This is a genomic window from Brevibacterium linens, assembly GCF_003999335.1.
GTDB lineage: Bacteria > Actinomycetota > Actinomycetes > Actinomycetales > Brevibacteriaceae > Brevibacterium > Brevibacterium linens.
Genome location: NZ_CP026734.1, coordinates 2,390,391 through 2,402,045 on the forward strand (window position 1 = coordinate 2,390,391; position 11,655 = coordinate 2,402,045).

At 61.2% G+C, this 11,655-nt stretch carries 12 protein-coding genes; 6 read left to right on the forward strand and 6 right to left on the reverse strand.

What is annotated here, in order from left to right:
• Nucleotides 1-6: 6 nt before the first annotated feature.
• The 4 genes from CXR29_RS10850 to argC are packed head-to-tail and all read right to left on the reverse strand — an operon-like array spanning nucleotide 7 to nucleotide 4,532.
• Entirely contained in the window at nucleotides 7-1,275 is a 1,269-nt protein-coding gene (locus tag CXR29_RS10850; protein WP_127364515.1) for an acetylornithine transaminase, read from the reverse strand.
• Nucleotides 1,268-2,233 (reverse strand): acetylglutamate kinase, encoded by a 966-nt coding sequence (gene argB / locus CXR29_RS10855; RefSeq protein ID WP_164742807.1) that lies wholly within the window; start codon nucleotides 2,231-2,233, stop codon nucleotides 1,268-1,270. The genes CXR29_RS10850 and argB overlap by 8 nt, the downstream gene beginning before the upstream one ends.
• A gap of 14 nt (nucleotides 2,234-2,247) precedes the next feature.
• Nucleotides 2,248-3,426 carry a bifunctional glutamate N-acetyltransferase/amino-acid acetyltransferase ArgJ gene (gene argJ, locus CXR29_RS10860; protein ID WP_127364517.1) on the reverse strand — a complete coding sequence of 393 codons (1,179 nt, stop codon included), beginning with the start codon at nucleotides 3,424-3,426 and terminating at the stop codon, nucleotides 2,248-2,250.
• On the reverse strand, nucleotides 3,423-4,532 hold the full coding sequence (gene argC / locus CXR29_RS10865) for an N-acetyl-gamma-glutamyl-phosphate reductase (protein ID WP_127364518.1): 1,110 nt from the start codon (nucleotides 4,530-4,532) through the stop codon (nucleotides 3,423-3,425). Before argC ends, argJ begins: the two co-directional genes overlap by 4 nt.
• 44 nt (nucleotides 4,533-4,576) lie before the next feature.
• On the opposite strand from argC, the gene CXR29_RS10870 reads away from it, so the two are divergent.
• The 4 genes from CXR29_RS10870 (at nucleotide 4,577) to CXR29_RS10890 (ending at nucleotide 8,355) form a co-directional block, all read left to right on the forward strand.
• Nucleotides 4,577-5,551, forward strand: coding sequence for a quinone oxidoreductase family protein (locus CXR29_RS10870; RefSeq protein ID WP_127364519.1), 975 nt, complete (start codon nucleotides 4,577-4,579; stop codon nucleotides 5,549-5,551).
• A gap of 212 nt (nucleotides 5,552-5,763) precedes the next feature.
• On the forward strand, nucleotides 5,764-6,399 hold the full coding sequence (locus CXR29_RS10875; RefSeq protein ID WP_127364520.1) for a hypothetical protein: 636 nt from the start codon (nucleotides 5,764-5,766) through the stop codon (nucleotides 6,397-6,399).
• Nucleotides 6,392-7,126 (forward strand): class I SAM-dependent methyltransferase, encoded by a 735-nt coding sequence (locus CXR29_RS10880; protein ID WP_127364521.1) that lies wholly within the window; start codon nucleotides 6,392-6,394, stop codon nucleotides 7,124-7,126. Before CXR29_RS10875 ends, CXR29_RS10880 begins: the two co-directional genes overlap by 8 nt.
• Before the next feature lie 653 nt (nucleotides 7,127-7,779).
• Complete coding sequence (locus CXR29_RS10890; protein WP_127364522.1) at nucleotides 7,780-8,355, forward strand: hypothetical protein; 576 nt, start codon at nucleotides 7,780-7,782, stop codon at nucleotides 8,353-8,355.
• On the opposite strand, the gene CXR29_RS10895 is transcribed toward CXR29_RS10890, so the two are convergent.
• A complete protein-coding gene (locus tag CXR29_RS10895) occupies nucleotides 8,352-9,653 on the reverse strand; it encodes an ISL3 family transposase (protein ID WP_127364523.1) in 1,302 nt (433 codons plus the stop codon). The two genes, CXR29_RS10890 and CXR29_RS10895, sit on opposite strands and share 4 nt — an antisense overlap.
• 195 nt (nucleotides 9,654-9,848) lie before the next feature.
• On the reverse strand, nucleotides 9,849-10,238 hold the full coding sequence (locus CXR29_RS17685) for a hypothetical protein (protein WP_241241419.1): 390 nt from the start codon (nucleotides 10,236-10,238) through the stop codon (nucleotides 9,849-9,851).
• On the opposite strand from CXR29_RS17685, the gene CXR29_RS17690 reads away from it, so the two are divergent.
• Nucleotides 10,200-10,835: a Mu transposase domain-containing protein gene (locus tag CXR29_RS17690; protein ID WP_241241420.1), complete on the forward strand. Its 636-nt coding sequence runs from the start codon at nucleotides 10,200-10,202 to the stop codon at nucleotides 10,833-10,835. The genes CXR29_RS17685 and CXR29_RS17690 overlap by 39 nt on opposite strands.
• The gene (locus CXR29_RS10905) at nucleotides 10,832-11,602 is read left to right on the forward strand and encodes an ATP-binding protein (protein WP_127364524.1); all 771 of its coding nucleotides are present in this window, start codon (nucleotides 10,832-10,834) and stop codon (nucleotides 11,600-11,602) included. The genes CXR29_RS17690 and CXR29_RS10905 overlap by 4 nt, the downstream gene beginning before the upstream one ends.
• Nucleotides 11,603-11,655: the final 53 nt, after the last annotated feature.

The window sequence follows — 11,655 nt, forward strand, 5'->3', positions numbered from 1 at the left end:
TGCGGCTCAGCCGGTGATGAGGCCGGGCAGGGCCTCGACGAACGGGGTGAGTTCGTCGGTGGTGATGGTCAGCGGCGGGGCGAGGCGGACGCGTCCCGGTGCGACGGGGTTGATGATGAATCCGGCCTCAAGCGCGCGGCCGGCCACGGCCTTCGAGTCCGGAACCTGAGCGTCGGCCGCTCCTGTTGCGCTGTCATCTGACGCACCGGCTGTCAGTTCGAGCCCGAGCAGCAGTCCCTTGCCGGTGATCTCGCCGATTCCGTCTACCTCGGCCAGCTGAGCCTTGAGCCAGTCGCTGACCTCGGTGACGTGGTCGAGCAGGTTGTCCTTCTCGATGGTCTCGAGCACGGCGAGCCCGGCAGCACACGACAGAGGGTTGCCGCCGAAGGTCGTGCCGTGCTGGCCGGCTTCGAGCAGACCAGTATTCGCGTCGCCGACGGTGATGGTTGCGCCGATAGGCATGCCGCCGCCGAGCCCCTTCGCCGAGGTGATGATGTCGGGCGTGACGCCCTCACCGATCTCGGGATCCTGGTGAGCGAACCACGAGCCGGTGCGGCCGATGCCCGACTGCACCTCGTCCAGGATCATGAGCGCCCCGACCCTCGTCGTCAGTTCCCGCACCGCCGTGAGGTAGCCGGCGGGATGCGTCCGCACGCCGACCTCGCCTTGGACCGGTTCGATGAAGACGGCTGCGGTGTTCTCATTGATCGCCGCTTCGAGCGCTTCGACATCGCCGTAGGGCACGTGAACGACTCCGGGGACGCCCGGGGCGAAGGGTTCGCGGTAGGCTTCCTTCGCCGTCAGTGCGAGGGCGCCCATGGTGCGGCCGTGGAAGGCGCCCTCGACGGCGATGATGAAGGGGCGTCCCCCGCCGGCGGCGCGGCGGGCCATCTTGAAGGCCGCCTCGTTGGCTTCGGTTCCCGAGTTCGAGAAGAACACGGCGGACCCGGCCGGCAGGTTGAGGATCTCGTGGAGTTTCTCGGCCAAGCCGATCTGGGCCGGGGAGGTGAAGAAGTTCGAGATGTGGCCGAGCGTCGAGGCCTGCTCGGTGATCGCGTTGACCCAGGCGGGGTGGCAGTGGCCGAGGGCGTTGACGGCGATGCCGGCGAGCAGGTCGAGGTACTGCTTGCCCGCGGCATCCCACACATAGGAGCCTTCACCGCGGACGAGGTCGAGCTGGGGTGAGCCGAAGACCGGGGAGAGGACGCGGGAGAAGTCATCGCGCCAGGTCTGTGCCTGATCCGTTGTGGCTTGCTGGTGCGTGGCTTCACTCATTGTCGTCCTCCTGTGTTCCTTTGTGCCCGTCGCCCAGCGGTGCGGGTTCGACGATGGTGTCTTCGACCATGGTGCCGATGCCCTCCGAGGTGAAGACCTCGAGGAGTAGGGAATGCGCCATCCGGCCGTCGATGATGTGAGCCTGCTTGACCCCGTGCTCGATCGCCTCGAGCGCCGCGGTCATCTTCGGGATCATTCCCGAATCGAGCGAGGGCAGGAGTTCGCGCAGCTTGTCCGGGTCGATGCGGGAGATGAGCGAGGACGTGTCGGGCCAGTTCGCGTAAAGGCCGGGCACATCGGTGAGCATGATGAGTTTGTGTGCCTTGAGCGCCTTCGCCACCGCCGAGGCGGCCAGGTCCGCATTGATGTTGAGCGGCTTCCCGGCCTCTCCCCCGATCTCGGAGGCAATGGAGCAGATGACGGGGACGCGTCCGGCGTCGAGGAGTTCGGTGAGCACGGTGGTGTTGACCTGGGCGATCTCGCCCACTCGGCCGAGGTCGATTGTCTCGCCGTCCACCTCGGCGGTGGTTTTGTTCGCGAGCAGGAGGTCCGCGTCCTCACCGGACAGACCGATCGCGGCGTCGCCGTTCTGGTTGATCCGGGAGACGATATCGCGGTTGACCTGGCCGGACAGCACCATGCGGATCACCTCGGCGGCTTCCTCGGTGGTCACGCGCTGCCCGGCTTTGAACTCGGATTCGATGCCCAGGCGTCTGAGCATGGCTGATATCTGGGGGCCGCCGCCGTGGACGACGACGGGGCGTATGCCGGCGAAGCGGAGGAACGCGATGTCATCGGCGAAGGACTGCTGCAGCTCCGGGGAGACCATGGCGTTGCCGCCGTATTTGATGACGATCGTGGCACCGGCGAAGGTCTTGATCCAGGGCAGCGCCTCGGTGAGCGCTTCGGCCTTGACCTGGGCTGCGGCGAGCCGGGCGGCCGTGGATTTTGTGGACATGTCTACGGGGCTGTTCATGAGGAATAGGCGCTGTTCTCTTCGACGTAGTCGTGGGTGAGGTCCGAGGTCCACACGGTGGCGGTGTCACTGCCTGCGTGGAGGTCGATGGTGACGTCGACGGTGCGGCCGAACGTCACGTTCGCGGGGTCTTCGTCGGGTCCGGAGGCCGTGCACACTTGGACGCCGTTGATGGCGACATCAATGAGGGTGGGATCGAATTCCGCCGAGGTGGTCCCCACCTGAGCGACGACGCGACCCCAGTTCGGGTCCTCCCCGAAGATCGCGGCCTTGAACAGGGCCGACCGGGCCACGGAGCGGGAGACTTCGACGGCGTCTTGTTCGCTGGCGGCGCCGCGGGTGGTAATGGCGATGTCGTGGTGGGCGCCTTCGGCGTCGACGTGGAGTTGGTGCATGAGGTCGAGGCAGAGTTCGCGCAGCAGGGTTGTGAATTCGCCCGCGTCGACATCGGCGTCGTGGGCGCCGGAGGACATGAGGATGACGGTGTCGTTCGTCGACATGCACCCGTCGGTGTCGAGGCGGTCGAAGGACTGGCTCGTCGAGGCACGCAATGCCTGGTCGAGCACGGTCCGGTCGAGTTTTGCGTCGGTCGTGATGACGACGAGCATCGTCGCCAGGCCTGGGGCGAGCATGCCCGCGCCTTTGGCCATGCCGCCGATCGTGTACCCACTGGAGCCGGTGCGGGTGGCGACCTTCGCCACGGTGTCGGTGGTCATGATCGCTTCGGCGGCGGCTTGGCCGGATTCGACGCTGTTGTCGGCTGCCGCAACAAGCGGGGCGAGGTTGCCCACGATGGAGTCGCGGAAGTCCTGACCGCCGACGCCGATGAGTCCGGTTGAGCAGACGAGCACGTCCTCGGCCGGGATGTCGGTGCCTGCCTCGGTGAGGAGTTCGGCGGTGGTCTGCGCTGTCAGCGTCGTCGTCTCGTAGCCGAAATCGCCTGTGTAGCAGTTCGCTCCTCCGGAGTTGAGAACGACGGCTCGGGCTTGCCCATTGGCCGAGGCCTTCTGGGACCACAGGACGGGGTTGGCCTTGCAACGGTTGGAGGTGTAGACGGCGGCGACGGCGGTGTCGGGGCCGTTATTGATGACCAGGGAGAGGTCTTTGGTACCGGAGGGTTTGAGTCCGGCGGTGAGTCCGGCGGCGGTGAAGCCGAGTGGGGCGGTGACGCTCATGGGGCGACTCCTTCGAGGGGAAGGGCGGTGGTCTCGTCGAGACCGAGGGCCAGGTGGATGGATTGGATGGCTTGTCCGGCCGTGCCGCGGACCAGGTTGTCGAGGGCCACGACGACGAGGATTGTTGAGGCTCGTTCGTCGACGGTGAACTGGATCTGCGCGACGTTCGACCCGGTGGTGGCGGCGGTCTGTGGCCACTGGCCCTCGGGCAGAACCCGGACGAACGGTTCGTCGCCATACGCCTGGTCGAAGGCGGTGGCAACCTGCTCCTTCAGCGCCGCGGTGTCGAGGAGACCTTCGGCAGTGCGTGGTGCGGCTTCGCCGGCATCGGCGGTGATGGTGGCTAGGATCCCGCGCGCCATGGGCACGAGCGTCGGGGTGAATGAGATGCGGGTGGGGCCGTCGGCGGCGTCGGCGCCGAGGACTCCGTTGAGGTTCTGTTCGATCTCGGGCACGTGCCGGTGGGTGCCGCCGGTGCCATAGGGCGACGCGTTGCCGAGGATCTCGGCGGCAGTGAGGTGTGGCTTGAGTGCCTTTCCCGCCCCGGAGACACCATTGGCCAGCACTGCATTGAGCCCAGCTGGCGCCGCGAGCCCCGCCTGAATGAGCGGTGCGAGTCCGAGCGTCACCGCAGTGACGTTGCAGCCGGGCACGGCGATGCGTTTCGTCGACTTCAGTGCTTCGCGCTGCTTCGTGCCATCTACGGTGAGGAGTTCGGGCAGACCGTAGGTCCAGGTGCCTTGGTGGTCGGAGCCGTAGAACCTCTCCCACGCGGCGGCGCTGATGAGGCGGTGGTCGGCGGCGAGGTCGACGATGAGGGTGTCGGGGCTTGTCTGTTCGAGTTCGGCGGCGATCTGTCCGGACTGACCGTGCGGGAGCGCGAGGATGACGACGTCGTGGCCGGCGAGCACCTCGGCGGTGGACTCCTGGACCACGAGATCAGAGAATCGGGGAAGATGGGGTTGATGTCGGCCGAGCTTCTCACCCGCGGTGGAATGTCCGCACACCGTGGTGACGTTCAAGTGGGGGTGAGTGCTCAGCAGCCGGAGGACCTCTCCCCCGGCGTATCCGGTGGCACCGGAGACGGCAACCGTAAGATCGTTCATATGTATAACCATACCAGGCAATTAATTTATATGCAGGAGGCGTCATGACCCAGGCAGTTCGTGCGATGCAGGCCGGTGGACCCGAGGTCCTCGAGTTCGGTGAGGTTCCGACCCCGAAGCCGGGTGCCGGTGAGGTGCTCGTCGATGTCGAGGCAGCGGGCGTGAACTTCATCGATACATATCGTCGTTCGGGCGTGTATCCGATGGAGTACCCGCACATCGTTGGGTCCGAGGGTACGGGTCGGATCGCCGAGGTGGGCGAGGGCGTCGAGACCTGGCAGGTCGGTGACCGTGTTGCCTGGCATGAGGCTCCCGGTTCGTATGCGACGCAGGTCGTCGTGAACACGGACAATCTGCTGCGCGTGCCGGAGGGTGTGAGCGCCGAGGTGGCTGCCGCGATGCCGCTGCAGGGACTCACGGCCCAGTACCTGGCGACGAGTTCGCATGAGATCAAGCCGGGACAGACGGCGCTCGTTCACGCCGGAGCCGGCGGTGTCGGACTGCTGCTAACCCAGATCATCAAGCACTTGGGCGGCAACGTGATCTCGACGGTGAGCACCGAGGAGAAGGCAGAGCTCTCCCGCAAGGCCGGAGCGGACGATGTGTTCCTCTATGGTGAGGGCGTCGACATCACGGCGAAGGTCAAGGAGCTCACCGACGGTGAGGGCGTCGATGTCGCGTATGACGGGGTCGGTAAGGACACGTTCGATGCGTCGCTGGCATCGATCAAGCCGCTGGGGTCGATGGTGCTCTTCGGTGGAGCGTCGGGCCAGGTCCCGCCGTTCGACATTCAGCGCCTGAACTCCTCGGGCGGGATCTTCCTGTCCCGTCCATCGCTGGCCTGGTTTGTCCGCAGTTCGGAGGAACTGGCGAAACGTTCGGCAATGCTCTTCAACGGCATCGAACACGGCTGGCTGAACTTCCGTGTGGGCGCGACGTTCGCTCTGGCTGACGCTGCGAATGCACATCGGGCGCTGGAGGGTCGCGAGACAACTGGCAAAGTTGTGCTGACAGCGTGACATAGTCAACCCTGGTGACAAGAGTGGCAACAACCTTCCATTCAGAAGTAGTAACTAACATCTAGGCCCCGGAACACTCGCGAACAAACGAGAAACTCGGACCCCACCAGAGCCGGAAGAATGCGCAGCATCACGAAGACTTAGGGCCTTAAGAAACATGAAAATATCGAAATGATCAAAACCTAAACTCACAAACTCATAGAAGGTGAAACTTGCTCCGCATCGCCCTCACCCACTCAACAGCGATAGTAACCATTGGGCTAACCATCGCCCTTGCGGTCGACATGAACTCATTAAAAACATTAGGAGTTAAATCACTGATAATAATTCTAGCAATAGGTGTGACCTTAGTGACAGCGGTGTGGGACTTTCGACAGGCGCAGAAAAGCACCCCGAATAGATTCAAGGGAAAAAAGCGGGAAGAGAAAATACGCGAATACATGACGAATATTGTCAAGAATGACGGTCGCTGCGTAATATCGTCGAATGACCTAAGCTGGGTCACAGGAGATGCCCGGGACGCACTAGAAGAGAAGGCGAGGCTGAAGTCCCTTGTGCTTGTAATGCCCAAACCTATAGAGCTCAGTGAAATCCTCACCAAAAAAGGCGCAACCGCATATTATTACGGGACTTCTGGACTCAAATTTCGAAGCCGATTTACTCTAGTAAACGAATCGCGAGCAGATTCCTGGGTGGCTATAGGGTATGGGGAAAATACTGCCCACTTGATACGAGAAATCAACTCCAAGGACGATCCAGCATTTCATCTGGCCGAGGACCTGATAGAACTAGCAAAACAATCCGCTACCGACAGCCAACAAGAATCGGAGCGGGAGACGCATGAATGACGAGGTCCAATTCCTAGATTCAATAACTCAAGATGAAATATCTCGCGAATGGGATGCAATAGCCCACGAAAGAGATTCGGAGATTAGCTCAAATGCCGACGCCTCATTCGCACAAATTCTCGAGCCTTGGATATTGAATCGAACGCGTGAAGCACGGACTGTCATCGATGTAGGGTGCGGGACAGGGAGGCTAACCTCACAACTAGGTCGTCGCGCGCCTTCCGTTCTCGGGGTGGACCCTAGCGTAGAAAGCATTGAGATCGCGCGAAAAAACGACAGCACGATTCAATTTCACAACACCACTTTAGAACATTTTGTGACCATCAGTCCTGACTACAAAGCCGATCTCGTTGTAGCCAATATGGTTCTCATGGACGCACTCGATCTAAACGGAATATGCCATGCAATTACCCGTATATCCCCGACTGGACGCATCGTTGCGACTATCACTCACCCGGCGTTTTGGCCACTGTACTGGGGCTATGCGGACAATCAAGGATTCAACTACAAGAATGAAATAGTCGTGCAGGCCCCATTCAAGACCAACAATCATAAATTTGGAAAACTTTCTACCCATGTACATCGGCCGCTCGAAACATATCTAGATATATTTCGCCAGAATGGAATCAAAATTATCGACTTAGAAGAGATGCGTGGACCAGAACCTATTGCGCACTTCCCATTTCCTCGTTTCCTGGGAATTGAAGCCTTCATGAGCGCCGGTTAGATTCCCACTCATCTCCGAATTGTAGGGAAACGGTATTCGGTAGCACGCGTGCAACGAAGTGGTGAGGTTCAGTGTCCACGATGTAGCGAGGTTACCCACCGGATTGTTCCACGCGTGCTACCGAATACCGCTTACCTACAGCATGGTACGTCCGTCCGCTCATCGGAGAAGCTGGCGAAACGCTCCGCGATACACTTCAACGGCATCGAACACGACTGGCTGACCTTCTACGTGGGTGCGACGTTCGCATTGGCCGATGCTGCCGATGTTTACAAACCACCGGAAGGCCGTGAGGCTAGGGGCGTGGTTGCGCTGACTATCTGATCTCGGTGCAGAAACCCACGGTGAGGTCCTAAGCCCATGAGATGGGCACGGACTCGACACTCCACAATGCACGTCGCGTTTCGCGCATTGAATTGGAACGACTTCGCCCCAGCTCTATACCAACGCTTCGAAGGCTCCAAGCGACGACAGGTATGGGTCGACCGGTTACCGCCCACATTTTCGCTAAGCGCAATTCGATGTTCGGAAGCGGCTTTCGGTAGCACCTGTGTAACGAAGTGGTAGCAGCTATGTAAGTACCCGGTAGCAGTAGAGCAGGATTGCTTTCACCCACGACAGTGAAGTCGTGATCAGTGAAAGGAATCCTGCTCATGGCCGACTACCGGCTCATTCTCTCCCTGATCGTTCAGGGCTACTCCTACCGCCAGATCGAAGCGATGGCCAGCTGTTCCCACCGCGCGATCGCGAAAGCCCACACGATCGTCAAGAATCAGTCATTGACGACAACGGACCAAGTCGATGCTCTCACCATCGATGACCTCGACCGGTTCTTCACCGACGGACGCAAAAGCGCCGACGGGGATTTCGTTCCGATCAATATCGATGCCGTCATCAACGCCCGGATAGGGCGGAAGAAGCCACCGTTGAAAGTGCTGTGGGCCCGCTACCTCAACACCCCAGCACCGACCCCGACGGCACGGCACTATAGGTATGAACGGTTCTGCCAGATCATCGCCGAACACGTCCGAACCCACGACCTCACCAGCCCAATCACGCACATCCCGGGGCACACGATGCAAGTCGATTGGGCCGGCACCCCGATGTGGATCACCGACCCGATCACCCGCGCGGTCACGAAGGTCTCGATCTTCGTCGCCACCCTGCCCTATTCGGGAATGATCTTCGCCTACGGCTGCCTCGATGAGAAACTGGCTCTTCGCAGTTAGGGGTGTAATCGGGGTCTGAATCCTCCCGTCTCGAGCAAGCTTCGGGCGATGTAGTGGGTGAGGTTCCGGAACCCCAGCGCCGATCCACGTAGGTGTTCCAGCCTGCCGTTCAATGCTTCCGTCGGACCGTTCGACGTCCCCGGCCGATCGAAATACGCCAACACATCCATAGCCCGCTTCTTCAACGTCCGCCCCAGCCGGCGCAGCTCAACAAGACCAGCAGGCACCCCGGACGAGATGGAGTCGATGATCGACTGCAGCGACTTCTTCCCCGCGGTTCGGTCCGGGTTGCGGTAGGCGGTGATGATGTCTTGGAACACGCTCCAGGTCACCTCCACATCAGCATGATTCTCATCAGCAAAGAGAGCGACGATCCGTTGCTGCTGCCGCTCGGTGAGTAACTGACACCCGGTGTGCAGAGTCCGCCGGGCCTGATACAACGGGTCGCCCTTCTTCCCGCGGTGCCCGGTCGTTTCCTGCTGAACACGCCTGCGGACCTCGTCCAGACTGTCCCCGGCGAGCTTGACGACATGGAAGGGATCCATCACTTCCACCGCGGCCGGCAGCTCTTCGACAGCAGCCGTCTTGAACCCGGTGAACCCATCCATCGCCACGACCTCGATTCCATCGCGGAAGGCCTTCGACTGCCGGGCCAGCCACGATTTGAACACGGCCTTCGATCGTCCCTCAACCATGTCCAGCAATCTCGCTGGGCCTGTCTGATCGCGGATCGGGGTGAGATCGATGATCACGGTCACGTACTTGTCACCCCGTCTGGTGTGCCGCCAGACATGTTCGTCGACGCCGATGACGCTCACGTTATCGAACCGGGAAGGATCGTCGATGAGAGCCCGATGTCCTTCGGCCAGGATCGCGTCATTAGCGGTGTGCCAGGATACAGCGAGCTTGGCCGCGATGACGGAGATCGTGGCGTGATCGACAACGAGTGCTTTCAAAGCCCATGCGAGTCCGGTGCGCGAGATCTTGGCCCTGGCTGGGGCTGCTTGGTCGGTGTCATGGCGCCACACGCGCCCACAGAGTTCGCACTTGTAGCGACGGAGTCGGATGAGCAGGGTGGTGGGACGGTGCCCGAAGGGTTCGTGAGCCAATTTCCGGGCCACAGTATCGCGGGGCCGGCCATGTCCGCCGCATCGGTGGCACCACTCATCGTCAGTGGTTGGGGTGCACAGGAGAACTGTTTCTGAATCGGTGACGTGTTGGCCCGTGCAGTGCAGGCCGAGTTTGTCGAGGTGGCAGAACGTGGTGAGGTCAGGGGTGGAGAACGTAAGGTGGTGCACGTCGAGGTCTTTCGGATGGTTTGTGTAGGAACTTCCATCTTCGAAAGGCCTCGACCTATTTCTGTGTAGCGACGCGCACCGGTTCTACACCCTCAACTGCGAAGAGCCGAGAAACTCTCCGCCTGGTGCGATGCCCACAGGCGTGCTTTCGAATACTTCGGCGGTGTCGCTCAGGTCATCATCCCCGACAATGCTTCAACAGCGTCGAACCAGATCAGCAAGTACGACAAGACCCGCGACGTCAACGCCTCCTACGCCGGGTTCCTCGAACACTACAACACCGCCGCCGTACCCACCCGGGCCTATAAACCGAAGGAGAAAGCCAACGTCGAATCCGGTGTCAAGATCATCACGAACTGGATCATCCACTACCTCGCGGACCGACACTTCGCCGATATTGATGACCTCAATGAAGCTGTCGGCGACCGGGTCGAGTGGATCAACGACCGCACTCCGTTCCGCAGCCGACCGCGATCCCGGCGGGACTGGTTCGCCGACGACGAAGCCGGCGACCTGCTCGGCCTGCCCGATCAGCCCTGGCAGGACGTGAGTTGGAAGAAGGCGAAAGTCTCCCGCGACTGGCACATCCAGGTTGAGACCATCAAATACTCCGTGCCCGCATCCTTCGTCGGCACCACTGTGGATGTGCGCATCATCGGCACCCGACTCGACATCCTCGCCGCCGGCGGCATCATCGCCAACCACCGAGTGGCTGCGAAGAAGCACTCGTATGTCACCGACGCCGACCACGCCCCAGCCTCTCAAGGCCAAACGACTGGGTTGTGGACTCGCGGCTACTTCCTCCGCCAAGCCGCGAAGACGGGACCGAACACGGTCGAAGCGCTCTCTCGGCTGCTTGATGCCAAGAAGATCGAAGCCCAAGGGTTCAGAGCCTGCATGAACATCCTCTCCCTGGGCAAGGGCGACAACAGGCCCCTGCTGGAACAAGCCTGCCAAACGCTGTGTGCCGATGAGCGCCGACCGATCAGCTACACCGCGGTCAAACACCAGCTGACAGCTGTTCGGGCTCAGGCCAAGCAACGACCGGCAGTCACACCACCACCACCATCACCGGCACCAGACCCGACGGTGTCCAGGGATACCAGCCGGGCTCACCTGACTGGGGTTGATCAATTCCGGCTGACGGCGCTGACGAACGATGAGGAAGGATCCGACCAATGAGTAATCACCTGACCACTGATGACATGGCGACGTTCACCCAGCTGCGGATGACCGCGTTCGGACAAGCCGTGATCGATATAGCCAACGATTCCGACTACGACGACTGGACGTTCTCAGCCAAGATCCACCACGCTCTCGATATCGAGCTCGCTGCCCGGGCCGAACGCCGCGTCCACAAACTCCTCAAAGCCTCGCACACCCCGAATCCGGCAGCCTGTGTCGAAGACATCCGGTACCTGCCCGACCGGACGCTGACCCGCGATATCGTCGACCGCCTCGCCTCCTGTGCCTGGATCGACAATGCCACGAACGTGGTCATCCTCGGCAAGACCAGTGTCGGCAAGTCCTATCTCGCCCAAGCGCTGGTCAACGCTGCATGCCGGAAGGACTACACCGTCGCCTACTGGCGGCTCGATGATCTGGGGAATAGGTTAGCCGTCTATCAACCGTCTGATCCTGGAGGATTGCGGTTTCTCGACAGTCTGCGCAACTGCGATGTCCTTGTTCTCGATGACTTCCTCACGACTCCGATCTCGATGGACACGACGGCGAAGATACTGAACATTCTTGCCAGCAGAGAAGGCCGCGGAGCCACGATCGTCACATCCCAGTTCGACCCCGAGGACTGGTACAAGTCACTCCACGATGCCGTCATCGCCGAGTCGATACTCAGTCGGCTCGTATCTGTCAGCGAGATCGTCCAACTCGATGGCCCGAACATGCGGAAGAAGACTCGACCACAATCCGAAGCCGATAGTCCTGCGTGATCGTAAGCTGGGAGCGCGGGGTGCCGGAGTAGTGCTACCGGGTCCCCGCGCTC

Bases quoted from the DNA above. Each gene is read 5' to 3' on its own strand.
- CXR29_RS10890 (WP_127364522.1), top strand. From the start codon at position 7,780: ATGGCCGACTACCGGCTCATTCTCTCCCTGATCGTTCAGGGCTACTCC.
- argJ (WP_127364517.1), bottom strand. From the start codon at position 3,426: ATGAGCGTCACCGCCCCACTCGGCTTCACCGCCGCCGGACTCACCGCC.
- CXR29_RS10850 (WP_127364515.1), bottom strand. From the start codon at position 1,275: ATGAGTGAAGCCACGCACCAGCAAGCCACAACGGATCAGGCACAGACC.
- CXR29_RS10905 (WP_127364524.1), top strand. From the start codon at position 10,832: ATGAGTAATCACCTGACCACTGATGACATGGCGACGTTCACCCAGCTG.
- CXR29_RS10880 (WP_127364521.1), top strand. From the start codon at position 6,392: ATGAATGACGAGGTCCAATTCCTAGATTCAATAACTCAAGATGAAATA.
- CXR29_RS10870 (WP_127364519.1), top strand. From the start codon at position 4,577: ATGACCCAGGCAGTTCGTGCGATGCAGGCCGGTGGACCCGAGGTCCTC.
- argC (WP_127364518.1), bottom strand. From the start codon at position 4,532: ATGAACGATCTTACGGTTGCCGTCTCCGGTGCCACCGGATACGCCGGG.
- argB (WP_164742807.1), bottom strand. From the start codon at position 2,233: ATGTCCACAAAATCCACGGCCGCCCGGCTCGCCGCAGCCCAGGTCAAG.